The organism is Streptomyces sp. NPDC031445, from assembly GCF_055581365.1.
This window is the reverse complement of record NZ_JBVIJO010000010.1, coordinates 15472-40203: the sequence shown is the minus strand read 5'-3', so window position 1 is coordinate 40203 and position 24732 is coordinate 15472. Positions and strand designations below refer to the sequence as shown.

Genomic DNA, 24732 nt, shown 5'->3' with positions numbered 1-24732 from the left:
ACCGAAGGTCTCACCGTTCCTGACGCACGCTGATCCCACCAGGGGGGCACATGGATACGACGGACGTGGTGGAAACGCTGGACAACCTGGTCGCCGACGCCACCGACCACCACTACAGCCCCTACACACGGTTCGACTGGGTGGACGAACTCGCCGAGGAGCAGTGGTGGATGACGCCCGACCTGCTCACGGTGGCCGGCACACGGCACGCACGGGAGCTGGACGAGAAGCAGCTCATGCGGCTGAGCAAGTGGGAGAGCATCAACTTCTTCAGCCTCAACATCCACGGCATACGCGAGCTGCTGATCGAGGTGACCCGGCGCATACACACCCGGGGCTTCGAGCTGCCGTCCGAGTTCTTCCACCGCTTCCTGGGCGAGGAGAACGGGCACATGTGGTTCTTCGCCCAGTTCTGCCTGCGCTACGGCGGCAAGATCTACCCCGACAAGTCGCTTCCGGTCGCGACGCCGGAGGAGGACGCCGCCGTCGCCAACTTCCTGGTCTTCGCCCGCATCCTGATCTTCGAGGAGCTGGTCGACCACTTCAACATCAGGATGGGCCGCGACACCACCCTGCACCCCCTGATCAGAGAGGTGAACCAGGTCCACCACGACGACGAGTGGCGGCACATCATCATGGGCCGCAAGCTCGTGGGCCTTTTGTACGAACCCCTGCGGGAGCGCGGCGACCAGGAGCTGCGCGAGCGTCTCGACGTCTACCTCCGGCGCTACATCACCGCGAGCGTGCAGTCCCTCTACAACCCCGCCGTGTACCGGGACGCCGGCATCCCCGAGGCCTTCGCCTTCCGTGAGGAACTGCTGCGGGACCCGGCACGCGCCGCCTACCACGAGACGTTCTTCAAGCGCATCACCCGGTTCCTGGTGAGCCAGGACATCATCACCGCCTCTCCGTTCCAGGAGGCCGCGGCCTGATGGCGACGGACGTGATCGAGCAGGTACGGGCGTGGCTGCTGGCGCGCAACCCGGAGGTCAGCGGGATCGGCTGGGACGACGACCTCATCGACAGCCGGCTCATCGACTCCCTCGACTTCCCCCAGCTGCTGCTCCTGCTGGAGGAGCTGGCGGGCCGGGAGCTGGAGCTGACCCCGCAGAACGTGGTCGGGTTCCGTACCCTGCGCGGCATACGCGACACGGTCCTGGCGGACGCCACCGGCGCCGGCGCGGTGGGCCATGAGTGATCTCTACACGGAACGCGGCGGGCTGGTCGCCCTCGGCCCGGAACTCGTCCGCCTCATGGACCTGCTGGACGCGTGCTTCCGGGGCTGGGCCGAGGAGTGCGGCGCGACCCCGATGCTCTTCCCGGCGGTCATCGGCACGGCGGACCTGGCGTCCATCGACTACTTCGACAACTTCCCGCAACTCGCCCTGATGACCGCCCCGTTGAAGCTGCCGGCCCAGAAGGTGGAGGACGGCGCGGCGCTGCCGCCGGAGCGTCTCGGCGCGAGCGCGTACGGCCTGGCCTCCGCGGCCTGCTACAACGTGTACCTGCACCACCGCTCCGCGACCCTCGCCGGACCCCGCCACGTCACCACCGTCGCCAAGTGCTTCCGCAACGAGGAGCACTACGACGGGCTGCGCCGGCTGCACGGCTTCACCATGCGGGAGATCGTGTGCCTGGGGCCCCGCGAGGCCGTGCTGGCGCACCTGGCCGCGTTCCGGCCGAAGGTGGTGGAGTTCGCCGCCCGGCTCGGGCTGGAACTGGCCGTTCAGCCGGCGTCGGACCCGTTCTTCGAGAAGGGCGGCGGTCGGGCGCTGCTGGCGCAGCTGTTCCCGGTGAAGGAGGAGTTCGTGCACGGCGGCGACCTGGCCATCGGCTCGCTGAACTTCCACCGCAACTTCTTCGGGGAGCGCTGCGGCATCTCCCTGGCCGACGGCGGACCGGCCTTCACGGGATGCGTCGCCTTCGGTCTGGAGCGGTGGATCGCCGCCCTGCTGGAGACCCACGCGAACATCGACGACATCCTGGAACGGGTGGCGGGGGCGGCTCCGTGAGCGATCTCCTGGGACGCCTCGCCGAGTTGTCCGGGCCGGAGCGCGCCCGCTTCATGGCCCGGCTGCGGCAGCGCTCGGCCGGGCCCGCCGCGCGGCCCGTCGGACCCGGCGCCGCCTCCGACGCGCAGCAACGGCTGTGGCTGCTCCAGCGCCTCGCCCCGGACAGCCCGGCCCACCACCTCTCCGCCGCGCTGCACCTCGAAGGGCCGCTCGACGCGGACGCGCTGCGCCGGGCGCTGACCGAGATCACGGCCCGGCACGAGTCGCTGCGCACGGCGTTCGAGGAGCGGGACGGCACACCGGTACGGCACGTCGTCGCGCCCCGGCCCGTCGACCTCCCCCTGGTCGACCTGGGCGACCTGGAGCCGCCGGAGCGGGAGCGCCGGGCGCGCCGGGCGCACGCCGAGAACGGCACGCGTCCCTTCGCACTGGACGAGGCGCCCCTGGCGCGCTTCACGCTCTACCGGTTCTCGGCCGAGCGGCACGTGCTGACGGTCGTCGCGCACCACCTCGTGTGCGACGGCTGGTCGATGGGCGTCTTCACCGCCGAACTGACCGCGCTGTACGAGGCGTTCGCCGCGGGGAGCCCCTCTCCCCTGCCGCCGCCCGCCGCCCTCCCGGCCGACGTGCGCCGGCCGGCCGGCGCCGAGCGCGACCGGTCGGTGGCGTACTGGCGCGGCGAGCTGTCCGGTGAGCTCCCGGTGCTCGAACTGCCCACCGACCGGCCCCGGCCGGCGCGGGAGGCGATCGAGGGCGCCCGGCACGGCTTCCGCCTGTCCGCCGGCCTCCACGAGGAGCTGCGCGCCGCGGCCGGCCGTGACCGGTCCACCGTCTACGGCCTGCTGCTCGCCGCGTACGCCGTCACGCTGCACCGGATCACCGGGGCCCTGGACGTCGTCGTCGGCGCCCCCGTGGACGAGCGCAGGGGAGCCGGCGAACAGGCGCTGATCGGCTTCTTCGTCAACACGCTGCCGCTGCGGCTGCGGCTGCGGCCCGGGCAGACGTTCGCGCAGACGGCCCGGCAGGCCGGCGAGGCGGTCAGGGGCGCGCTGACGCACGACCTCCCGTTCGGTGACATCGTGCGCGAGACGAATCCGCCCCGGCCGCCCGGGCGGACGGTGCTGCGGCAGACCGCGTTCTCGCTCCAGCCCGCCCTCACCGGCGGCCGGCGCGCCGGGCGGCTGACCGTCACCCCGGCCGCCCCGGACGACTTCGGCCTCGGCGTGTCCCCGCTCGACCTCAGCCTGCATCTGCGCGAGCAGGACGGCGAGCTGCTGGGCTGCCTCGAGTACCGCACCGGCCTGTTCGACGCCGCCACCGTCGCCCGCTGGGCGGAGCAGTTTCAGGAGGCGGTCCGGCAGGCCGTGCGTTCGCCGGAGGCGGTCGCGGTGACGGACGGGCCGGAGCCCGGGACACGGACGGCGGCCGAGCCCGAGACGAACCTGACGGACAGTCAGCTCGCCCTGTGGTTCGGCAAGAGGACCGCAGCGGGCGTGCGGCTGTACTACGAGAACGTCACCGCCCTCTACACCATCGCCGCCCCGCTCGACCACGGCCGCTTCCAGCGCGCCTTCCAGAAGCTGGTGGACCACAGCGACGCCCTGCGCAGCACCTTCCACGAGGTGGACGGGGTGCCCCTGCGGCGGGTCACCGGGTCCGTCCCGGCGCCGGTGGACCTGGTGGACCTCTCCGCCGAACCCGATCCCCGGCAGGCCGCCCTGCGCTGGGCCCGGCGGCGCAGCGGGCCGGGGCTCGACCCGGAGCGGTGCGTCTTCGACTCCGCGCTGCTGAGACTGGGCGACACGGCGTACGCGTGGTACCTCAACGTGGACCACCTGGTCTGCGACGCGTGGTCCATGTCGCTGTTCCTGCGCACCGTCTCCGCGTACTACGACCTGGACCGGCGCGGGAGTCTCCACGAGGCCGCGCCGCTGCCGCCGTTCCAGGCGTACGTCGACCACGAGCGGTCGCTGCGCGGCTCGCAGCGCCGCGCCCGGGCCGAACGCCACTGGAGCGAGACGCTGGCCGAGCCGGTGGAGCGGCTGGCCTTCTACGGCAGGGAGGACGACGTGGCGGGCACGACCCGCACCGCCCGGCTCACCCTGGACCTCGGCGCCGCCCGCAGCGCCCGTATCGCCGAGTTCGCCCGGCAGGAGGGCCACGCGTCGCCCGCCGTCGCGTTCGCCGCCGCGCTCTTCGCCTACCTGCGCCGGATCGGCGGCGGCGAACTGCTGCGCGTGGGGACGCCGTTCGCCAACCGCCCGGCCGAGTTCCGCGACACGGCCGGCCTGTTCATGAACGTGCTGCCGCTGCACCTGCGGGTCGGCGGCGACATCACGCTGCGCCACCTGGCCCGCGAGACGCAGCGCGCCTTCCTGCAAGCGGCCCGGTACCAGGACCACGTGCCCCGGCATCGCGGCGGCACCCGTCTGTACGACGTGTACCTCAACTACCAGAACGCGGCCTTCGAGGGCTTCGGCGGCACGGCCGGCTTCGAGCTGCTCGACACCGGGCACTCCCCCGACCGGCTCACCCTCCAGGTCCGCGAGCTGCGCCAGGACGCCACCGCGCCGCCCCGCTTCGTGCTCGACTTCGACTTCAACACCGCCTGTTTCGACGAGGTGCAGCGGGAGCGGACCACCGGGCACTACCTAGCCCTGCTCGACGCCCTGCTGACCCGGCCCGACGACGCGCTGTCCGCACCGCGGATGCTGTCGGACGAGGAGCTGAAGCAGCTCGACGCCTGGAACGACACCGCGCGCTCCTACGACCTCGGCATCCCGCTGCACGCGCACATCGAGCGCCAGGCGCGCCGTACCCCCGACGCCACCGCGCTCGTCTTCGAGGACCGCTCGCTGACGTACGCGGAGCTGGACGCCGCGGCCGGCCGGCTGGCCCGCCGGATCCGGCGGGCCGTCGGCGAGGACCGCTTCGCGCCCGGTACGACGGTGGCCGTGCGCATGGAGCGCTCCCTGGAGCTGGTCGTCGGCCTGCTCGCCGTCCTGAAGGCGGGCGGGGCCTACCTGCCGCTCGACCCGGCCACGCCCGCGGAGCGCGAGGCGTTCATGCTCGCCGACGCCGGCGCCGAGCTGGTCCTCGTCACCGGGTCGCCGGACGCCGTCCCGGAGGGCGTACCGGTGCTGCGGGTCGACCTGGCCGAGCCGCCCGATCCGCGGGACACGGCCCCCGAGGTGGTGGTGGCGCCGGACCAACTGGCCTACCTCATCTACACGTCGGGGTCCACGGGCACGCCGAAGTGCGTCATGCTCACCCACCGGGGCATCTGCAACCGTCTGCTGTGGATGCAGGAGGAGTACGGCCTCACCGCGGCCGACGCGGTGCTGCAGAAGACGCCCTTCACCTTCGACGTGTCCGTGTGGGAGTTCTTCTGGCCGCTGATGACCGGGGCCCGGCTCGTCGTGGCCCGGCCCGGCGGCCACCGCGACCCCGGCTACCTGGCCGGGGTGATCCGCCGTACGTCGGTGACGACCGTGCACTTCGTCCCGTCGATGCTGCGCGTCTTCCTCGCCGACCCGGCGGCCGCCGGCTGCGGTTCGCTGCGCCGCGTGATCGCCAGCGGCGAGGCCCTTCCGCCCGACCTCGTCGGCCGGTTCTTCGAGGTGTTCCCGCCGCCCGCCGTCGAGCTGCACAACCTGTACGGCCCCACGGAGGCGTCCGTGGACGTCTCGGCGTGGCCGTGCGGACCCGAGGACGCGGCCGGCCCCGTGCCCATCGGGCATCCGGTGGCCAACACCACCCTGGACGTGCTGGACGACCGGCTGACCCCGCTGCCCCCCGGCGTCGTGGGAGAGCTGCACATCGGCGGGGTGCAGCTCGCGGCCGGGTACCGGGGCCGCGACGAGCTCACCGCCGAGCGCTTCGTGCCCGACCCGCGCCGGCCCGGCGGACGGCTGTACCGGACCGGCGACCTGGTGCGGCAACGGCCCGACGGCGCGCTGGAGTTCGTCGGCCGCGCCGACGGCCAGGTCAAACTGCGCGGCTTCCGCGTCGAACTCGGCGAGATCGAGGCGCGGCTGGCCGCCCACCCGTCCGTGCAGGCCGCAGCGGTGCGGCTGCTGGACGACCGGCTGGTGGGGTACGTCGTCCCGGCCGCCGGAGCCGAGCCGCCCGGACCGCGGGAGCTGCGGGCCTTCCTGGAACGGTCCCTGCCGGACTACATGGTGCCCCCGGTCCTCGTGCCGCTGACCGCCCTGCCCGTCACCGCCAACGGCAAGCTCGACCGCGCGGCCCTGCCCGCGCCCGCCCCGGCCGCCGCCACCGCCCCGGCCCGCGCGGCGCGTACCGCGCTCCAGCGCACGGTCGCCGGCCTGTGGGCCGGGCTGCTCGGACGGGACGCGGACGCCATCGGACCGGACGACGACTTCTTCGAGCTGGGCGGGCACTCGCTGCTCGCGGCGCGCCTGATGGCGGTGGTGGCCCGCCGCTTCGGGGTGCGGCTGCCCCTCACCGCCCTGTTCGAGGCGCCCACGGTGGCCCGGTTCGCCGAGCTGGTCTCGGCGGGGTCCGAGCACTCGCTGATCCTGTCGCTGCGGGCGCCGGTCACGCCCGCGCCGCTGTTCCTGCTGCATCCGGCGGGCGGGGACGTGATGGCGTACCGGCAGCTCGTGACGCTGCTGCCGCCGGGCCGCGAGGTGCTGGCGATCCGGTCGCGCGCCCTGACCGGCGAGGCCGAGGCGGCGACCCTGGCGGAGATGGCCGCCCAGTACGTGGACGTGATCCGGGAACGCCGGCCGACCGGGCCGTACCACCTGGCGGGCTGGTCGATGGGCGGCGCCCTGGCGGTCGAGGTGGCGGCCGGCCTGGAGGCGGCGGGCGAGCGCGTCGCGCTGGTCGCCCTGCTGGACTCCTCCGTGCCCGGTGAGGGCGAACCCGACCCGCTGCTCGCGCCCGCAGTCGCCCTGGCCGACTCACTGCCCGGACTCGACGTCACCGCCGAGGACACCGCGGCGCTGCGCGACCGGCTGCGCGGGCTGCCGCTGACGGAGCGCCTGAAGCTGCTGACCACCTGGGCCGAGGAGCGCGGCTCCCGAGTGCTGCCGTCCGAGGCCCTGCTCCGGCAGGCGGAACTGGCCGAGCTGCACGAGCGGTTGGTGCTCGCGCACCGGCCGTCGGTCGTCGACGCCCCGCTGACGCTCTGGTGGGCCCGTGACCGGCTCCGCGAGCACCGCGCCTCCTGGGCGCGGCAGACCCGGGGCGGTGTCCGCGAGGAGGCCACGCTCCCCGGGAACCACTTCACCCTGCTCGGCCCGCCCCATGTCGCCCAGGTCGCGCGGCGGCTGGCGGCGGCCCTGGACACCTGCGAGCGAACCGTCCTCGCAGAACGACAAGGAAGTGAACATCTGTGACCTCCGCGAAAGCCAATCAGGGGACCGCCTCACCGGATTCGCCACAGCCCCCGGCCCCGTCCCCGGGCACTCCGCCGCTCGCGGTCGCGGCCGGGCTGCTCACCGTCTTCCTGTGGGCTTCCGCATTCATCGGCATCCGCGCGGCCGGCAAGGACCTCGATCCGGGCGCGCTGACCCTGGCCCGGCTGTTCATCGGCGCGGTGCTGCTGGGCGTGGTCGTCCTGGTCCGCAGGGTCCCGTTGCCGCCGCGCTCCGACCTGCCGCGCCTGGTGCTGTGCGGTCTGCTGTGGTTCGGTGTGTACAACGTGGCGCTGAACGCCGCCGAGCAGCGGATCGACGCGGGCACCACATCCATGATCATCAGCCTGGGTCCGGTGCTGATCGCCGTCCTGGCCGGGTTGCTGCTCAAGGAGGGCTTCCCGCGTCCGCTGGTCGTCGGCGGCGGCGTCGCCCTCGCCGGTGTCCTGCTGATCGGCCTCGCCACCTCCAGCAAGGGTCTGGAGGCCGGGACGGGCAGTGCGCTGGCGCTGCTGGCCGCCGCCGCGTACGCCGGCGGCGTCGTCACCGAGAAGCCGCTGCTCGGCAACAGTTCGGCCCTGGTGATCACCTGGCTGGCCTGTGTCGTCGGCGCGGTGCTCTGCCTGCCGTTCCTGCCCCAGCTCATCGACAACCTTTCGCACGCCAGCGGCAAGGCGATCGGCTGGACGGTGTACCTGGGCGTCTTCCCGACCTCGGTCGCCTTCACGACCTGGGGGTACGCGCTGGCCCGCTCCACCGCGGGGAAGATGGGCGCGCTGACCTACCTGTCCCCGCCGATCGCGGTCACCCTGGCCTGGCTGATCCTCGACGAGACGCCCCCGTGGCTCGCGGTGGTCGGCGGCGCGCTGTCCCTCGCCGGTGTCGTCTACAGCCAGCGCAAGAGGTGAGGAGCCGGTGACGGCGGCCGTGACCGTCGCCGTCGCGTACACCGACCGGCTCCTGGCCCTGCCCGGTGCGGACGCGTCGCTCCTGACGGCCGCGGAGCGGCGGCGCCTGGCCGCCGCCCGCACCGCGCGGGCCCGGGCCGACTTCCTCGCCGCGCACGTCCTGGCCCGGATGTGCGTGGCACGGCGGACCGGCGGCACCGTCCGGGACGTCGCGCTGGACCAGCGGTGCCCGCTCTGCGCGGGCCCGCACGGCCGGCCGCGGGTCACGGGAGCGCGGTGCGGGGTCAGCCTGTCGTACGCGGACGGGGTGGTGGCGGCCGCGGCGGCCGATCACGCCGTCGGCATCGACGTCGAGCGGCTGCCCGGGCCGGCCGCCCGGGCCGGCGGGCCCGACCTGCGCGGCTTCGGGTCGTTCCTGACCCGCGGCGAGACCGACCGCATCCGCGGGTCGCCCGCCCCGCACCGCGCGTTCCTGCGGACCTGGGTACGGAAGGAGGCACTGGTCAAGCTCACCGCGCGGGGCCTGCCAGCGATGGCGGACGTGGACCTCGCACGCCTGCCGCTCTCCCCCACGGGCCGGGACCGGCCGTTCCGGCTCGGCCGCCGACTCCTGTACGACCTGCCCGGCGTACCGCCCGACCTGGTCGGCGCGGTCGCCGTCACCGCCCCGGACGCTCCGGACGGCCGGGGTTCCACAGCCGCCTCCGGCATGCAGTCGCTCACCACAGACGACCTGATCGACACCCTCTCATTCCAGGGAGAAGCATCATGACCGAGGTACAGACCCAGCCCGAGAGCGTCGTCCCGGACGCCCTGACCACCGTGCTGCTCGGACACAACGCCTTCCAGTTCACCCGCGCCGGTGTCGAACTCGGCCTCTTCGACCTGCTGGAGCGCAACCCCGGCACGCCGCGCGAGCGGATCGGCGCGGAACTGGACCTCGCCGAGCGGTCGTTGGACATCCTGCTGCTCGGCGTCACCTCGCTGCGGCTGGTGGAGCGCACCGAGGAGGGGTACCGCAACTCGAAGTCGGTCTCGGACCTGTTCACGGGCGGCCACTGGGAACTCGTCAAGGCCGTCGTCGGGTTCGAGGCGTACGTCACCTACCCGGGCCTCGTCGACTTCACGGAGTCCCTGCGGGCCAACAGCAACATCGGCCTGCGCCGCTACCCGGGCGACGGCGCCACCGTCTACCACCGGCTCAGCGAGGACCCCGAACTGCTCAAGGTCTTCTACCACTTCATGGGCACCTGGTCGGCCGTCGCCAGCAAGCACCTGATCAAGTACGGCGACTTCAGCGCCTCCCGGCGCGTCCTCGACGTCGGCGGCGGCGACGCGACGATGGCGATGGCGGTGGCCCGGGCGCACCCGGACGTCGAGGTCACGGTCCTGGAGATCCCCAAGGTGGTCGACCTGGCCCGCAAGCGGGTGGAGGAGGCCGGGCTCAGCGACCGCGTCAAGGTGATCGAGGGCGACATCTTCGCGGGCGACTACCCCGAGGGGCACGACACCGTGATGTTCGTGCACCAGCTGCAGATCTGGCCGCAGGACCGCATCCGCGTGCTCCTGGGCCACGCCCACGCGGTGCTGCCGGACGGCGGCCGGGTGCTGATCCTGAACTCGATGTCCGAGGACAACTACGACGGTCCCCTCATGGCCGCCCTGGCCAGCCCCTTCTTCGCGGCGGTGGCCGGCGAGGGCGGGATGCTCTACTCCTGGGAGGGTTACGAGAAGTCACTGAAGGAGGTCGGGTTCGACCAGGTGCGCCGCACCCGCTGCACCGAGGCCATCACGCCGCACGGCATCATCACGGCGGTCAAGTGAGCGGCCACCGTCCCGGTCCCGGCCTGGTGGAGGACCTCGTACGACTGCGCGAGGACCTCCACCGGGAACCGGAACTCGGGCTCGACCTGCCGCGGACCCAGGCCAAGGTGCTCGCGGCGCTCGACGGACTGCCCCTGGAGATCACGACCGGCAGCGGGCTGTCCTCCGTCACCGCCGTGCTGCGCGGCGGGGGCCCGGACGCGGGGGACGGCGACCGTCCCGTCGTCCTGCTGCGCGCCGACATGGACGCGTTGCCGCTGACGGAGACGAGCGGCGTCCCGTACGCGTCCAAAATCGAGGGCCGGATGCACGCCTGCGGGCACGACCTGCACACGGCCATGCTGGTGGGCGCGGCCCGGCTGCTCACCGAGGACCGGGACGGGCTGCGCGGCGACGTGGTGTTCATGTTCCAGCCGGGAGAGGAGGGGCACCACGGCGCGCGGCTGATGATCGAGGAGGGGGTGCTGGAGGCGGCCGGCCCGCGCCCGGTGGCGGCATACGCGCTGCACGTGGCCTCCTCGATGCTGCCGCCCGGGTGGCTGCTGACCCGCAAGGGCCCGCTGCTGGCCGGGGGTGACGCCCTGCGCGTGACCGTCCGGGGCCGGGGCGGGCACGACTCCCAGCCGCAGCTCCTGAAGGACCCGGTCCCGGCCGCGGCCGAGATGGTCCTGGCGCTCCAAACGTACGCGAGCCGGGGCTTCGACCCCTTCGACCCGGTGCTGCTCTCGGTCGGCAGCATCCACGCGGGCACGTCGGCCAACATCATCCCGGACGAGGCGGAGCTGAAGATCGGGGTCCGGACCTTCGGGCCGGGGGCCAAGGCCCAGGTCGTGGAGGGGGTGCGGCGGGTGCTGGAGGGCGTCGCCGCGGCCCACGGGGTCACGGTGACGGTGGAGCACTCCATGGACTACCCGGTCACCGTCGTCGACCCGGACGAGGCGGACTTCGCGGCCGGCACGGTCGAGAGGGCGCTGGGTCCGGGGCGGCTCGTCTGGTCCCCGAACACCCTCAGTCCCTCGGAGGACTTCTCCTTCGTGCTGGACCGGGTGCCGGGGGCGATGCTGTTCCTCGGCGCCTGCCCGCCCGACCGCGACCCGGGGACGGCGAGCTTCAACCACAGCGCCGACGCGGTGTTCGGCAACGAGGTGCTGGGCGACGGCGCCCTGCTCCTGGCCTCCCTGGCGAAGGACCGGCTGACCGCGGCCGGCTGACCGCGGCGGGGCGGGCACGGACGCGGCTCGGGATGCGGATCAGGTCCGCGCCCCGAGCCGCTGGCGCAGTTCCCGGTTCTCCTCCTCCAGGCGCACGATGCGCTCGTACACGGGCTCCAGCACGTGCGCGAGCTCGGCCTCGGAGAAGCGCGGGGTGATGTGTTTGGCGCAGTTCCAGGCGAGGCCTTCGACCCGCACGACGATCAGCGCCTCCTCGTGCCCGTCGGTGCGCGCGTCCCCCGACCGGTCCCGCAGGCCGTGGAACTCGGCGGCGTCCCTGATCTCGGCCCGGCCGAGGACTTTCAGCCGGGTGCGGTGCGCGTAATCCATGAAGAACAGCGACACCCGGTCGTTCCCGCGCACGTTCCCGGTCGTGATGTACTGCCGGTTTCCCCGCACGTCGAGGAAGGCCAGCGTCTCCTCGTCCAGCACGTGCACGAACCCGGGCGGCCCGCCGCGGAACTGGATGTACGGCCAGCCGGTCTCCGTCACCGTGCCGAGGTAGAACCCGTCGCGGGCCGCGATGAACTCGGCCTCGTCGGCGCCCAGTCGGTCGGCGCGCCCCGGGTCCGAGGCGAGGAGCCGGTGCATGGCGGCGGCGCTTCCCCGCTCCTGCTGGACGCGTCGGACGTTTTCGGTGAAGGCCACGTGGGCGTATCGGCTCATGCGGCGCTGCCTCCCTATCGAGGAATCCAACCGGGCACGCGGAAAGAGCAGCGAGGGACGACTCGAGTCCGGAGCTTAGTCCAGAAGTCCCGGCGGACTCCACGATTCGGTGAACATACCGAGGGTCGCCCCGCGGTGACCCGGCCCTGTCCCGGCGTCGGTCAGGGCATCACCGTCGTCACGGCGCGAGAGGCGGGCCACGGACGGGGTGTTCACAGGGTCCCTTCCGTGGGGCGGAAGCCGTGTTGCGCCCCTGTCGCGGCTCTCCCGACGATGGCGCCACCACGAGAGACGGGAGCCGACCCCATGCCTCACATGACCGCCTTCGCCAGGAACCAGTGGTACGTCGCCGCCTACAGCCACGAGGTCGGGCGCGAGCTGCTCGGCCGGACGATCCTCGGTGAGCCGCTCGTCCTCTACCGCGCCGAGGACGACGGCACGGCGGTCGCGCTGGCCGACCGCTGCGTCCACCGCCGCTTCCCCCTCTCGGAGAGCCGGCTCGACGGAGACCGCATCGTGTGCGGGTACCACGGGTTCACCTACGACAGGACGGGCGCCTGCGTGTACGTGCCGGGGCAAAGGCGCGTCCCGCGCACGGCCCGGGTCACCTCGTACCCGGTCGTCGAGCAGGACTCCCTGGTGTGGGTGTGGATCGGCGATCCGGCGCTCGCCGACGCGGAGGTCGTCCCGCGGGCCCGGCACCTGGACTCCCCGGACTGGGTCACGGTGCGCGGCATGGAACCGATCGACGCCGACTACGGCCTGCTGGTCGACAACCTCCTCGACCTCTCCCACGAGACGTATCTGCACGGTGGCTACATCGGCACCCCGGAGGTCGCCGAGACGCCGATCACCACCGAGGTCGACGAGGGCGCGGGCATCGTGCGGGTCAGCCGGCACATGGACGACGCCGAGTGCCCGCCCTTCTACGCCCGCTCCACCGGAATCGAGGGCCGTATCACCCGCTGGCAGGACATCGAGTACCACGCGCCCTGTCTCTACCTGCTGCACAGCCGGATCGCCCCGGCCGGCGTGCTGCCCGAGCCGGACGGCAGCGACCCGAACGGCTTCCACACCGAGATCACCTATGCGATCACCCCGTCCGCCGACGGCAAGGTGTACGACTTCTGGGCCGTCTCCCGGGACTTCGCGGAGGACGACGAGGAAGTCACCGCGTTCCTGCACGACTTCAACCACACGGTCGTCATGCAGGACGTCGACGCGCTCAACCTGCTGCAGAAGACGCTCGGCACCGAGCGGGCCGGCTACCAGGAGCTGAGCATCAACATCGACACCGGTGGTCTCGCCGCCCGCCGTATCCTCGCCCGTCTGGTCGAGGAGGGCGACAAGCCGGTGGAGAGGGTCCGGTGAGCACGCCGTCCGCCGCCGTGAGCCGCGAGGTCTACCGCATCGACTGGCTCCCGGGCACCGACATCCTGCACGGAACCTGTCACTGCGGTGCCGAGAACACCGCCGAGGACCCGGTGCGGATGTGGGAGTGGATGCTCGCACACCCCGAAGGACACCAGCCCGGAGGAACCGCCCCATGACCGAGTACGAAGCCGAGCTCGTCGTCGACCGCCACGAGCCGGCGGCCGAAGGCGTGCTCGCCCTCACCCTGCGCCATCCGCTGGGAGAGGAACTGCCGGCCTGGGAGCCGGGCGCCCATGTCGACGTCCTGCTCGGTCCGGGCCTCGGGCGGCAGTACTCACTGTGCGGCGATCCCGCGGACCGGCGTCTGTGGCGGATCGCCGTGCTCCGCGAGCCCGACGGGCGGGGAGGCTCGGCGTACGTCCACGAGCGGGTGCGCGAGGGCGACAAGGTACGGGTGCGGGGGCCGCGCAACCACTTCCCCCTGCGGCCCTCCCCGCGCTACCGCTTCATCGCGGGCGGCATCGGCATCACGCCCGTCCTGCCGATGCTCGCCGCGGCCGACGCGGCGGGCGCCGAGTGGACCCTGCTGTACGGCGGCCGCACCCGCCGCTCGATGGCGTTCACCGCGGAGCTGGAGCCGTACGGGGACCGGGTCACGCTCGCCCCGCAGGACGAGACCGGGCTGCTGGACCTGGCCCCGGTACTGGACGACCTGCCCGACGGCACGCTCGTCTACTGCTGCGGCCCGGACGCGCTGCTGGACGCGGTGGAGCAGCGCTGCCCGGCCGGGGCCCTGCGCGTCGAACGTTTCCGGCCCAGGGAGCGACCCGCGGGAGACGACGGCGCGTTCGAGGTCGTCCTGGAGCGGACCGGCCGTACCTTCACCGTCCCGCCGCGGGTGTCGATCCTCGACACCGTGCGTGCCGCGGGCGTCGAGGTGCTCTACTCCTGCACCGAGGGCACCTGCGGCACCTGCGAGACCGACGTCCTGGAAGGCACACCGGAGCACCGGGACTCGGTCCTGACGGACGAGGAGCGGGCGTCCGGCGAGACCATGATGATCTGCGTGTCCCGGTGCCGGGGCGGGCGGTTGGTGCTCGATCTGTGACGGCCCCCCCTCAAGCCACGGCGCCGCCGTGGCCGGCGGGGGCACGGGCGCGGGGCGGGCCGGGGCCACGGCCGGCTTCCGGTGACGACGGCCACCTCGCCTGCGGGACCGGTGCCGGGGACGAGATCGATGGTTGTTGCGGACCGGTGCGTGCGGCATGCTGTGGGGCGGCACATCCGTACGCCCGCCTCCGGACGGAGGCCCGGCCCAGGGAGTCCGCGATCACCGGCCAGCAGTACGCCCCGGAACGCGCCGTGGGCTCCGCCCCGATCGACGCCCGTCAGCCGTGGACGCGCGGGCCGCACGCGGCCACCGGCTCTCCGCCGTACCGGCTCGGGCCGCACTCGGGCCGGCTGTCCAGCGCGTTCCTCCAGGAGTCCGGCCTGCGGCTGCGCCACTACGCGGTGCCGGCGTTTCCTCGCCACCTCCGAGGGCGCCCCGCGGCGGGAGTCGAGCACCTCACCGCGCGTCACCGACGAGGCGGGTACGCGGGGCACGGGCGAACTCGGCTGACGCCGTCCCGATGACCGCCGAAGCGCTGCCCCCGCAGACGGTGCGCTCCGCACCGGACCGGCTGCTCGCCGTGCTCGCGGCCTTCGACCACGCGCATCCGGCGCTCTGTCTGACCGACATCAGCCGCCGGGCCGGGCTCACCCTCACCACCACGCACCGGCTGGTGGGGGCCCTGACCGAGTGGGGCGCCCTGGAGCGGGACGCGGAGGGTCTCTACCACGTGGGCCTGAGGCTGTGGGAGGTCGCGGCGCTCGCTCCGCGCGGGCTCGCGCTACGGCAGGTGGCGCTGCCGTACCTGGAGGACCTGTACGAGGCGACGCACGAGAATGTGCAGCTGGCCGTGCGCGACGGCGGGGACGTCGTGTACATCGAGTGGCTCTGCGGACGCTCCGCGGTCGGCGTCCACATCCGGGTGGGCGCCCGCTGGCCGCTGCACGCCACCGGGGTCGGGCTCGCGCTGCTGGCCCACAGCGGGCAGCCGTTCCAGGAGGCGTACTGCGAGGGGCCGCTGACCGCGTTCACCCCGTACACCGTCACGGACGCCGCGCGACTGCGCCGCGAACTGGCCGAGGTGCGGCGGTCGGGTGTGGCCGTGAGCAGTCGTCGGATCACCGAGGACGCCCTGTCGGTGGCGGCCCCGGTACACGGCCGCGACGGCGGGGTGACGGCGGCGGTGTCGATCGTGGTCCCGCACGCGACGGCCCAGGTACCCGTGCTGATCCCGGCGGTGCGTCTGGCGGCGCGGGGGATCTCACGGGCGCTGGGGTGGCGCCCGGAGGCACGCTAGCCGGGCCCCGCCCGGTTCGGGCCCCGCGCACGCCGCCGGCGGATCAGGTGCAGGTGCCCTCCTCGTTGGCCCCAACTGACCGATGAATCAGTGGGCGAAGCGAAGATTGGCCGGAAGTGCTCCGATGTCTGTGGTCCGGAGCATTGACCGACGAACCGCCGACCGCAACGCTGGATCGCATCGGGCGAACGAGTTCCTGAATTCAGTCCATGAACGTGAACAGTTGACTCGCTACTCCTCCGATGTTTCCAGGCTTCCCCTCCTATCGAGAGGGCTGCCCGCAACGAACAACTGCGAGGTGATCAGTGTCATGAGCACATCCAGAAGGGCGCTGCTGGGCGCGGCGGTCGCGGGCGCGGCCGGGGCGACGCTGGGGCTGCCCGCCGCCGCCCACGCCGCCTCCTGGCAGCAGAGGTGGGCCCCCTCCGCGAGCGGCGACGGGCTCGGCGCCTTCGAGACCGTCGAGGACGACCGGGCCGACTCGCACCCCGCGGGGCACCCGCACATCTTCGCGACCGGCGACAACTGGCGCTTCACCATGCACATGGCCGACCGGGACACCTCCACCGACCGCCAGCGCCAGGAGGTCACCGGGCTGCGCACGAGCTCCAGCAGCTACCTGAAGTGGACCGAGGGCCAGACCTGGCGCGTCACCTACTCGATGTACATCCCGGGCTCGCTGAAGGCGACCACCACCTTCACCCACGTCATGCAGATGAAGCAGCCCGGCAGCGGCACCTCCCCGATCGTCACGCAGTCCCTGCGCCGGGTGAACGGCAGGCAGACCATCGAGCTGGCCCTGCCCGTCTCCGGCACCCTGATCGGCCGCACCGACCTGGACCCGCTGCACGACCAGTGGACCGACGTCGACTTCCAGATCAAGGTCGGCAACGGCTCGGCGGGCTCCGTCCGCTGGATCCTCAGGTCCGGCGGACGGACCCTCATCGACGCCTCGAAGACCGGCGTCGACACCTTCCTGGCCGACCGGGTCCGCCCGAAGTGGGGCATCTACCGCTCCCTGGGCGACACCTCCGGGTCCCTGCGGGACACCTACCTCCTGCTCACCAACCTCCGTGGCTACCAACTCGTGTGAGGAGCCATCACATGAGCCGTCCTGTGCAGCCCTCCACCCATCCCCGCCGTCGCGCCGCGGGCGTCATCCTCTTCGTGGTCGCCGTCGTCCTCGGCCTCAGCCACCCCGCGTCCCTCGCCGCCCCGCACACCACGGCCCGCGCCGCCGCCCGGTACAACGTGCGCGACTACGGCGCCAAGGGCGACGGCTCCACCAACGACAGCCCGGCCATCGACAAGGCGATCACCGCGGCGAACGCGGCGGGCGGCGGCACCGTCCGCTTCCCCGCCGGCGCCTACAAGTCCGCGAACACCCTGCACATGCGAAGCCATGTGACGCTCCGGCTCGACAAGGGCGCCACTCTCCAGGGCTCCGGTGCCGACACCTACGACAAGGCCGAGTCCAACCCGAACGACGCCTATCAGGACTACGGGCACAGCCACTTCCACGACGCGATGGTCTACGGCGACAAGCTGACCGACATCGGCTTCGTCGGCCAGGGCGTCATCGACGGCGCGGGCAACCTGATCACCGGCAACCCCAGGTCCGGCGAGGCCGACAAGATCATCTCGCTGACGCGCTGCGACGGGCTCAGGATCGGGGACGGTCTCACCCTGCGCCGGGGCGGTCACTTCGCGGCCCTCGTCAACGGCTGCGCCCACGTGACCTCCGACCACCTGACGATCGACACCGCGAGCGACCGTGACGGCTGGAACGTCGTCTCCACGACCGACGTCACGATCACCAACGCCGTCGTTCACGCCAACGACGACGCGCTGGTCTTCAAGAGCGACTACGCGCTCGGCGCCAAGCTGCCCAGCGGGCATGTGCGGGTGAGCGATTCGACCCTCGGGGCCAAGTGCTGCAACGCCCTGATGTTCGGCTCCGAGACCTGCGGCGACTTCTCGGACTACCAGTTCGAGAACATCCGCATCGACGGCGCGGACAAGTCCGGCCTCGGCATGGTCTCGATGGACGGCTCGAAGATCTCCGACGTCCATTACCGCGACATCACGATGACCGACGTCCACTCGCCGATCATGCAGAAGATCGGCACACGCAAGCGGTGCGGCAACAGTCCGGGCGTCGGATCGATCAGCGACGTCACGTACGACGACATCACGGCGACCGGCAACAGCCCCGCCTTCAGCCCGACCCTGTGGGGCGAGTCCGGTCACCGCATCGACGGCGTGACCTTCACCAACGTCGACATCTCGGTCCCCGGTGGCAACGGCACCATGTCGACGGGCGTGCCCAGCGACGACTCCACCGACTACAACCCCAAGAGCATCGGCACCCGGCCCGCCTACGGCTGGTACCTCCACAACGCCGACAACGTCCGGTTCACCGACAGCTCGGTGACGTTCGCCTCGGACGACGGCCGGCCCGCGTTCGTCGCCAACGCGGCCAGTGGCATCCGTCTGGACCGGTTCACCGCGCGGAAGGGCGGCACCTCGCCGTTCGACGTCGGCTTCCAGGACGCCGGCGGCTACTGCCTGACGGACAGCCACAGCTCCTCGGGTGGCGTCCTGCGGGTGTCGGCGAGCGGTTCCCGCCAGGACTGCACGAGTACGGCGGTGAAGCCGCTCGACCTGGAGAACCCCCGCCAGGACTTCCTCCGCGACTCCGTCGGCGGGCTCTTCCTGCACTGGGGCCTGCGCACCGCACCCGCCCACACCAGCTGCACCGCCTGGGAGAAGGACGTCACCGACGGCGGCTGGACGCCCGGCTACTGGGTCGACGAGGCGCAGAAGCTGCACACCCAGTACCTGGTCCTCGCCACCTTCCACAGCCGCCTCGGCTACGCCCGCCCCTGGCCGTCCAGGATCCCCGGATCCTGCTCCACCGAGCGGGACTTCCTGGGCGAGCTGATCACGGCCGCCAAGGCCAGAGGCATGAAGGTCATCCTCTACATGACCAACGACCCCCAGTGGCACGACGAGGGCGGTCACGAGTGGCTGGACTCGGCCGCCTACTCCGCCTACAAGGGCAAGGACATCGACCTGACCACCAACGACGGTTTCGGTCAGTTCAGTTACGACAACTTCTTCGAGGTCATGGACCGCTATCCCGGCCTCGGTGGTTTCTGGATCGACAACGACAACCCGTACTGGGAGAGCCACGACCTCTACCGGCAGATCTACGACAAGCGCCCGGACTACACGCTCAGCAACAACAACGAGGACACGCCGATCATGGACATGATCAGCAATGAGCAGAAGACGGGCATGACCCCGGCCTACGACTACCCGCAGGCGGTCTACACCGCACAGCCCCGCCTGACCGAGGCCGACTTCAAACTCCCGTCGACCGGTGCCTGGTGGTACGACGGCTCCGACCCCTCCGTCGACCGGGCGCTCACCATCGGCCGCCTCGTCACCGACGCAGGCTCCTCGGTCAAGGCACTGATGGCCGAGACAGCCCAGGTCAACGGCACGTTCCCGTCGAACCAGGCGACCTTCAACACCTTCGCGGACTCCTACCTCGACCCCATCTGGGAGTCCCTGCACGGCACCGAGGGCGGCGGGTACATGTACGGCGGCCTCAAGCCCGGTTCCTGGAACGACGGTGCGTACGGGGTGACCACCATCGCCAAGAACGACCCCGGCCGGCAGTACATCCACGTCCTGACCCCGCCGGGCACCAGCACGCTGCGGGTGAGGGACAACGGCTACCGCATCGCCTCCGTCACCGACCTCCGCACCGGCAAGGCGGTCTCCTGGTCGCAGTCCGGCGGCGTGCTCACCCTGAGCGGGCTCGGGAACTGGGACCCGTACGACACGGTCTTCAAGGTCGCGACGGCCGGCCGCCAGGGCATTCTCACCGGCGTCAAGGTCAGCGCGAGCGCCTCCGCGAGCGGGCACTCCGCGACGGCCGCCGGGGACGGCGACTACCTCACCTACTGGGACAACGGCAAGACCCTGCCCGTGAACCTCACCTTCGACCTCGGTTCGGCCAAGAAGGTGCGGTACATCGGGCTCAACCAGCGTGAGGACTCCGTGGCCTACGCCCGCTCCGACACCGAGCAGTCCGCGCGGATCAAGGACTACAAGGTGTTCCTGAGCAACGACGGCTCCACCTGGGGCAGCGCGGTCAAGACCGGCCGGCTGCCGAGTCGCCGGGGAATCCAGGGCATCGACCTGACCGCCGCCAACGCCCGTTACGTCCGGCTCGAGGTCGACACCACCTGGGCCGCCTCCACCGACACCGCACGCTACCAGCGGCTTCGGGTCGACGAGGCGTGGATCGGCACGTCGTACGCCACCCCCGCGAACAGTGGACAGCCATGATCCGGGTCGGATCGCTCACGGCCGCGGCGGCGGGCCTGCTCGCCGCCGCGGCCGTGCCGCCATTCCGAAGGCGCGGTCAGGCGGGGTGCTCCTCCGCACCGCGCGCCTGCTCTTCCGCTCCGGCTCCCCGCCGACGCCGTTCCAGTTCGTCGTACCGGGCGCGCATGGTCTCGCCGGCCGCGGGCCCCGCCGTGAAGACGAACGCGTCGCTGTCATGGAGGTCCCGTCCGGTGCGCCGGTCCACGACGACCGGCTCCACCTCCTCCCCGGTCCGCGCGTCGACGAGGATCATCGCTCGTTCCTCCGGCGCCAGGTGCTGGTTCCCCCAGGCCGCCAGCGCGACGATCACCGGGCGCAGCGAACGTCCGCGCTCGGTGAGCACGTACTCGTGGCGGACCGGATGGGTCTGGTACGGGCGGCGCTCCAGCAGACCGTCGGCGACCAGGGTCTTCAGGCGCGCGGTGAGCATGCTGGTCGAGATGTTGAGGCTCTGCTGGAACTGGTCGAACCGGGTATAGCCGTCGAAGGCGTCATGAAGGATCAGCAGCGTCCACCACTCGCCCACGTGCTGCACGGTCGTGGACAACGGACAGGCGCGGTCCTCAAGCCGGATCCGGCTCGCCATTGCGCCCCCCTCTCCTGTTACTGCTAAAGTCGAAGTCACTGGCTTTCATTTTAGCAGTCACACAGCGACAAGGGGTGTGCCCCGCGCACACCGGAACGGACGCACCGTGCCCCTCATCATCGACGACTCCCTGGCCGGCCGGCACGCCCTCGTCACCGGCGGCACCAAGGGCACCGGAGCCGCGATCGCCGCCCGGCTGCGCGCCGCCGGCGCCACCGTCCTGGTCGCGGCCCGCTCCAGGCCGGACCACGTGGCCGAGGAGGACTTCGTCGGCGCAGACCTGACCACACCGGAAGGCGCCGGCCACGTGGCCCGGGAGACGACCCGCCGGCTGGGCACCACCGACATCCTGGTGCACTGCCTGGGCGGATCGTCCGCCCCCGCAGGCGGTTTCGAGGTGCTCACCGAGGAGATCTGGTCGCAGGAACTGGCCCACAACCTGCTCGCCGCGGTCCGGCTGGACCGGGCGCTCGTCCCCGGCATGACGGCGCGAGGGCGGGGCGCGGTCGTCCACGTCTCCTCCATCCAGCACCGCATGCCGCTGTGGGACGGCACGCTGGCCTACGCCGCCGCCAAGGCCGCCCTGAGCACGTACAGCAAGGGCCTGTCCAACCAGGTGGCCCCGCACGGAGTGCGTGTCAACACGGTGGTGCCGGGGTTCATCCAGACCGATGCCGCCGACGCACTCGTCGACCGGATCGCCGAGCGCACGGGCGACCGCGACTCCGCCCTGTCCTCGCTCATGGACTCGCTCGGCGGCATCCCGCTCGGCCGGCCCAACCGCCCCGAGGAGGTGGCCGAACTCGTCGCCTTCCTCGTGTCCGACCGGGCCTCCGCCATCGTCGGAGCGGAACACGTCATCGACGGCGGCACCCTCCCCACCCTCTGAGCGAAGTCCCGCCCTGTCCACGAACCCGGCCCTCCGATCCGAAAGCGAGACTCACATGACCGACACCAGCGCCGCCGCGCCCGGCACGCACGAGCTTCCCGGCGTCGTCCACCGGTACCTCGAGGCGCACACCGCCCGCGACACCGCCGCCGCCGTCGCGGCCCTCACCGCAGACGCGACCGTCACCGACGACGGCCGCACCTACCGTGGCCGCGCCGCCGTCGCGCAGTGGCTCGACGGCGCCGCCTCCGAGTACACCTACACCACCGAACTGCTGTCGGCGCACAGGGACGCCGCCGACCACTTCACCGTCACCCAGCGCCTGCGGGGCGACTTCCCCGGCGGCACGGTCGACCTCCGCTTCCGCTTCACCCTCGACGGCGACCTCATCAGCCGGCTCACCATCGCCCCCTGAACCGCGACCGGGGTGATCAGCCGCGCGTCCACCGCTGGTTTCCGCTGCCGTTGCAGGTCCACAGTTGCAGGAGGGTGCCGTTGGCCGTCCCCCCGCCGGTCGCGTCCAGGCACAGACCGGACTGGTCGCCGGTGATCGTGCCGTCGGAGTGGAGCGTCCACTTCTGGTTGCCGCCGCCGTTGCAGTCCCAGATCTCCACCTTGGTTCCGGGGCTGGTGCCCTGGCCTGCCGCGTCGAGGCAGACGCTTCCGTAGACCCGCAGCTCACCGGCCGAGGTGTTCGTCCACTGCTGGTTGCCGCCGCCGTTGCAGTCCCACAGTTCCACCTGGGTGCCGGCCGTCTGCGACTGGTTCGGCACGTCCACGCACCGGCCGGAGCCGACGCCGACGACCGGGCCTGTCGTGCCGCCGTCGCCGCCGCCGCTGCCGGGGGTGATGGACAGGTTGTCGAACTGCGCCGTCTCACCCTGGCTGGTCCCGTAGCCGATCTGCCCGCCGGCCCAGGTCCGGTCGGTCACCGAACCGACCGTGGCACCGTCGATGACGGCGGTGATGGTGGCGCCGGAGAAGGTGAGGGCCAGGGTGTGCCACCGGTTGGTGCCCAGCGCCGCGGTCGTACCGCGGGCCAGGGTGGAGAGGGTGCCGTTGGTGTTCGAGTTCAGCACCGACCAGGCACCGGTGTCGCTCACCCGCAGGCGGTAGGCGTTCAGTCCTCCGGTACCGCTGTAGTCCTGTGCGCCCGCACGGCCGATCAGCTCCGCGTATCCGCTCTGTTCGAGCATCACGTCCGAGGAGACGGTGTAGTCGCTCCAGCCCGTGTCACCGAGCAGGGCGTGCGGATCGGACAGCGCGTCCCAGGTGATCGGCTTCTGCGGGCTCATCTGGCGCACGCACTTGCCGCTGCGGCCGCCGCCGCAGCCCACCTCTTCGAAGGCGCCCTGCCAGTCCATCAGGTACTTGGCCTCGGCACCGGCGGCGTAGCCGTCGAAGGAGTCGCTGTACGGCAGCTTCAGCGTGCCCTGGGCGGGACCGGTGGCGGTGCCCTTGCCCTGGCCGGTCGTGGTGGTCAGGGTGTACACGCGGCCCGGCTGGACAGTGAGGCTGAAGCCGCTGCCGGACGGGGTGATGTCGGCGGTGTGCACGAAGTAGTCGGCCGGGTTCTGGGAGGTGACGTCGGTCGACCATACGTGGACGGTCTTGGCGGACAGTCCCCCGGTGACGTTGAAATTCAGCGTCTGGCCGCTCGCGGCGTCCATCGTCTCGATGACCGTGGAGTAGTCGGAGCCGTTGGTGGACTTCAGCGAGACGTAGCTGCCGTTGTTCCGGTTGCCGCCGATGTAGCCGCTGGACGCGTCGAGGTAGTGCCAGCCCGGGGCGGTGAACTGGCTGGTCTGCGCCATCACCCAGGCGTTCTTGCCGATCGCGTAGTGGCCGGACCAGGGCTGCGGGGCCAGGGCGAGCCCCATGGTGGGGTACGGCAGGTTGGGCGTGATCGAGGCGACCACGGGCCAGTTGAGGTACGCGGTCATCCGGCCGTCGATGTATCCGCGGTTGATGCCGCGGGCCACGGCCTGCGCTCCCCCGTTGTAGTCGTCCGAGCCGTTCTCGCTCGCCCACAGCGCCTTGCCGGACGACGTGGCGGCCGACGGCACCGAGCAGGTGGACTGGGACGACCGGTAGCCGCAGGGGTAGTGCGTGCCGATGGCGCTCACCGCGGAGGCGAACGCCGGGTCGGAGTCGATGTCGTTCGCCACGGACCAGTCGGAGTCTGCCGCGACGATCTTGACGTTGCCGTAGCCGTGGCTGTCGAGCGCGCTGCGCAGTTGTTCGTACCAGGAGATGTTGTAGCCCCGCTCGTTCCACCCGCCGAGGTAGTCGATGGTCAGCCCGTGCTGCTTGGCGCAGCCCAGCCACGAGAGCAGGTAGTCGGCCATGTCGGTCGACCAGAAGTTCCCGCCGCCGATCCAGCCGGGCGCGCCCCAGGCGAGCCCGTACAGCTTGATGCCCGGGTTGCGGGCCTTGGCCTGCTCCATCAGCCACCACTCGTAGCCCCGGTCGCAGTTGAGGTCGGAGCGGGTGTGCTGGTGACTCGGTTCGGCCCCTGAGGTGGAGTTGGTGTCTCCGCCGATCTCCGCCTTGAGGATTTGCAGGGAGGCGCCGTAGCCGGGCTTGAACAGGTAGTCCAGGATCTGGCCGCGCTGGGGCTCGGGATAGTCGGTCAGGAGTCTGCTGTTGCCGCCCCCGCCGCTGATGGCGCCGACGCCGTCGAAGGTACGGCCGCCGGACGCGCCGTTGATCGTGATGGAGGTGGCGGCCTGGGCCGGGGCGGCGGTCGTGGCGACGATGCCGCCGGCGGTCAGGAGCAGGCCCGCGAGCACTGCGGTCAGGACGCGCAGGCGCCGGAACAACCGGCTGAAGGCTGACACGTGGATTCCTTTCACAGGTGGGAGGTGTCCCCGTGCGGGAGGGGAGCCCGGTCACGGGGCCCGATGACTGTGCGGTCGCCGGTGTGCGGCGGGGCCTTACCGATCCGGGAGGACGCGGCGAACGCCGTGGTGCCGGACGCGGTCACGACCATCGCCAGAGCGACGAGGAGCGTGGCCTTCCATCGCCTTCGTCGGCGATCGACGGCTGTCCGGGCGTGGAGACCTCCTC

The 24732-nt window shown here is 72.0% G+C and carries 19 protein-coding genes; 16 read left to right on the top strand and 3 right to left on the bottom strand.

Features of this window, described 5'->3' with window-relative positions; translation table 11 throughout:
* Positions 1-50: 50 nt before the first annotated feature.
* From ACZ5DC_RS25065 to ACZ5DC_RS25030, 8 genes are read left to right on the top strand one after another with little or no spacing between them, the layout of a single operon-like run.
* A complete protein-coding gene (locus ACZ5DC_RS25065; RefSeq protein WP_468656185.1) occupies positions 51-932 on the top strand; it encodes a diiron oxygenase in 882 nt (293 codons plus the stop codon).
* On the top strand, positions 932-1198 hold the full coding sequence (locus ACZ5DC_RS25060) for an acyl carrier protein (protein WP_468656183.1): 267 nt from the start codon (positions 932-934) through the stop codon (positions 1196-1198). The genes ACZ5DC_RS25065 and ACZ5DC_RS25060 overlap by 1 nt, the downstream gene beginning before the upstream one ends.
* A complete protein-coding gene (locus ACZ5DC_RS25055) occupies positions 1191-2012 on the top strand; it encodes a class-II aminoacyl-tRNA synthetase family protein (RefSeq protein WP_468656181.1) in 822 nt (273 codons plus the stop codon). The genes ACZ5DC_RS25060 and ACZ5DC_RS25055 overlap by 8 nt, the downstream gene beginning before the upstream one ends.
* Entirely contained in the window at positions 2009-7378 is a 5370-nt protein-coding gene (locus ACZ5DC_RS25050; RefSeq protein ID WP_468656179.1) for an amino acid adenylation domain-containing protein, read from the top strand. Before ACZ5DC_RS25055 ends, ACZ5DC_RS25050 begins: the two co-directional genes overlap by 4 nt.
* Positions 7375-8304: a DMT family transporter gene (locus ACZ5DC_RS25045; RefSeq protein ID WP_468656177.1), complete on the top strand. Its 930-nt coding sequence runs from the start codon at positions 7375-7377 to the stop codon at positions 8302-8304. Before ACZ5DC_RS25050 ends, ACZ5DC_RS25045 begins: the two co-directional genes overlap by 4 nt.
* 7 nt (positions 8305-8311) lie before the next feature.
* Complete coding sequence (locus ACZ5DC_RS25040; protein WP_468656175.1) at positions 8312-9076, top strand: 4'-phosphopantetheinyl transferase family protein; 765 nt, start codon at positions 8312-8314, stop codon at positions 9074-9076.
* Positions 9073-10128: a methyltransferase gene (locus ACZ5DC_RS25035; RefSeq protein ID WP_468656173.1), complete on the top strand. Its 1056-nt coding sequence runs from the start codon at positions 9073-9075 to the stop codon at positions 10126-10128. Before ACZ5DC_RS25040 ends, ACZ5DC_RS25035 begins: the two co-directional genes overlap by 4 nt.
* Positions 10125-11339 carry a M20 metallopeptidase family protein gene (locus ACZ5DC_RS25030; RefSeq protein WP_468656171.1) on the top strand — a complete coding sequence of 405 codons (1215 nt, stop codon included), beginning with the start codon at positions 10125-10127 and terminating at the stop codon, positions 11337-11339. Before ACZ5DC_RS25035 ends, ACZ5DC_RS25030 begins: the two co-directional genes overlap by 4 nt.
* Positions 11340-11378: 39 nt before the next feature.
* Here the strand turns inward: ACZ5DC_RS25030 and ACZ5DC_RS25025 are convergent, their stop codons facing one another.
* Positions 11379-12005 (bottom strand): pyridoxamine 5'-phosphate oxidase family protein, encoded by a 627-nt coding sequence (locus tag ACZ5DC_RS25025; RefSeq protein ID WP_468656169.1) that lies wholly within the window; start codon positions 12003-12005, stop codon positions 11379-11381.
* A gap of 306 nt (positions 12006-12311) precedes the next feature.
* On the opposite strand from ACZ5DC_RS25025, the gene ACZ5DC_RS25020 reads away from it, so the two are divergent.
* The 6 genes from ACZ5DC_RS25020 to ACZ5DC_RS24995 all read left to right on the top strand — a co-directional run bounded on the left by ACZ5DC_RS25020 (position 12312) and on the right by ACZ5DC_RS24995 (position 20149).
* On the top strand, positions 12312-13376 hold the full coding sequence (locus ACZ5DC_RS25020; protein WP_468656167.1) for an aromatic ring-hydroxylating dioxygenase subunit alpha: 1065 nt from the start codon (positions 12312-12314) through the stop codon (positions 13374-13376).
* On the top strand, positions 13373-13555 hold the full coding sequence (locus ACZ5DC_RS25015; protein ID WP_468656165.1) for a hypothetical protein: 183 nt from the start codon (positions 13373-13375) through the stop codon (positions 13553-13555). The genes ACZ5DC_RS25020 and ACZ5DC_RS25015 overlap by 4 nt, the downstream gene beginning before the upstream one ends.
* Positions 13552-14487 (top strand): PDR/VanB family oxidoreductase, encoded by a 936-nt coding sequence (locus ACZ5DC_RS25010; protein ID WP_468656163.1) that lies wholly within the window; start codon positions 13552-13554, stop codon positions 14485-14487. The genes ACZ5DC_RS25015 and ACZ5DC_RS25010 overlap by 4 nt, the downstream gene beginning before the upstream one ends.
* Before the next feature lie 523 nt (positions 14488-15010).
* Positions 15011-15787: an IclR family transcriptional regulator gene (locus ACZ5DC_RS25005; protein ID WP_468656161.1), complete on the top strand. Its 777-nt coding sequence runs from the start codon at positions 15011-15013 to the stop codon at positions 15785-15787.
* 310 nt (positions 15788-16097) lie between these two features.
* Positions 16098-16880, top strand: a complete 783-nt coding sequence (locus tag ACZ5DC_RS25000; RefSeq protein ID WP_468656159.1) for a Tat pathway signal sequence domain protein — start codon at positions 16098-16100, stop codon at positions 16878-16880.
* An 11-nt stretch (positions 16881-16891) separates the two neighbouring features.
* Entirely contained in the window at positions 16892-20149 is a 3258-nt protein-coding gene (locus tag ACZ5DC_RS24995; protein WP_468656157.1) for a glycosyl hydrolase family 28 protein, read from the top strand.
* A gap of 76 nt (positions 20150-20225) precedes the next feature.
* On the opposite strand, the gene ACZ5DC_RS24990 is transcribed toward ACZ5DC_RS24995, so the two are convergent.
* A complete protein-coding gene (locus ACZ5DC_RS24990; RefSeq protein ID WP_468656155.1) occupies positions 20226-20774 on the bottom strand; it encodes a winged helix-turn-helix transcriptional regulator in 549 nt (182 codons plus the stop codon).
* Positions 20775-20889: 115 nt separating this feature from the next.
* Between ACZ5DC_RS24990 and ACZ5DC_RS24985 the strand changes: the two genes are divergently transcribed.
* Both ACZ5DC_RS24985 and ACZ5DC_RS24980 read left to right on the top strand, forming a co-directional pair.
* Positions 20890-21663 (top strand): SDR family oxidoreductase, encoded by a 774-nt coding sequence (locus tag ACZ5DC_RS24985; RefSeq protein ID WP_468656691.1) that lies wholly within the window; start codon positions 20890-20892, stop codon positions 21661-21663.
* 55 nt (positions 21664-21718) lie between these two features.
* Positions 21719-22078, top strand: a complete 360-nt coding sequence (locus tag ACZ5DC_RS24980) for a nuclear transport factor 2 family protein (protein ID WP_468656153.1) — start codon at positions 21719-21721, stop codon at positions 22076-22078.
* 16 nt (positions 22079-22094) lie between these two features.
* Here the strand turns inward: ACZ5DC_RS24980 and ACZ5DC_RS24975 are convergent, their stop codons facing one another.
* A complete protein-coding gene (locus tag ACZ5DC_RS24975) occupies positions 22095-24503 on the bottom strand; it encodes a ricin-type beta-trefoil lectin domain protein (RefSeq protein ID WP_468656151.1) in 2409 nt (802 codons plus the stop codon).
* Between the last annotated feature and the right edge of the window lie 229 nt (positions 24504-24732).

Bases quoted from the DNA above. Each gene is read 5' to 3' on its own strand.
- ACZ5DC_RS25065 (WP_468656185.1), top strand. From the start codon at position 51: ATGGATACGACGGACGTGGTGGAAACGCTGGACAACCTGGTCGCCGAC.
- ACZ5DC_RS25060 (WP_468656183.1), top strand. From the start codon at position 932: ATGGCGACGGACGTGATCGAGCAGGTACGGGCGTGGCTGCTGGCGCGC.
- ACZ5DC_RS25055 (WP_468656181.1), top strand. From the start codon at position 1,191: ATGAGTGATCTCTACACGGAACGCGGCGGGCTGGTCGCCCTCGGCCCG.
- ACZ5DC_RS25035 (WP_468656173.1), top strand. From the start codon at position 9,073: ATGACCGAGGTACAGACCCAGCCCGAGAGCGTCGTCCCGGACGCCCTG.
- ACZ5DC_RS25025 (WP_468656169.1), bottom strand. From the start codon at position 12,005: ATGAGCCGATACGCCCACGTGGCCTTCACCGAAAACGTCCGACGCGTC.
- ACZ5DC_RS25020 (WP_468656167.1), top strand. From the start codon at position 12,312: ATGCCTCACATGACCGCCTTCGCCAGGAACCAGTGGTACGTCGCCGCC.
- ACZ5DC_RS25010 (WP_468656163.1), top strand. From the start codon at position 13,552: ATGACCGAGTACGAAGCCGAGCTCGTCGTCGACCGCCACGAGCCGGCG.
- ACZ5DC_RS25005 (WP_468656161.1), top strand. From the start codon at position 15,011: ATGACCGCCGAAGCGCTGCCCCCGCAGACGGTGCGCTCCGCACCGGAC.
- ACZ5DC_RS25000 (WP_468656159.1), top strand. From the start codon at position 16,098: ATGAGCACATCCAGAAGGGCGCTGCTGGGCGCGGCGGTCGCGGGCGCG.
- ACZ5DC_RS24995 (WP_468656157.1), top strand. From the start codon at position 16,892: ATGAGCCGTCCTGTGCAGCCCTCCACCCATCCCCGCCGTCGCGCCGCG.
- ACZ5DC_RS24990 (WP_468656155.1), bottom strand. From the start codon at position 20,774: ATGGCGAGCCGGATCCGGCTTGAGGACCGCGCCTGTCCGTTGTCCACG.
- ACZ5DC_RS24980 (WP_468656153.1), top strand. From the start codon at position 21,719: ATGACCGACACCAGCGCCGCCGCGCCCGGCACGCACGAGCTTCCCGGC.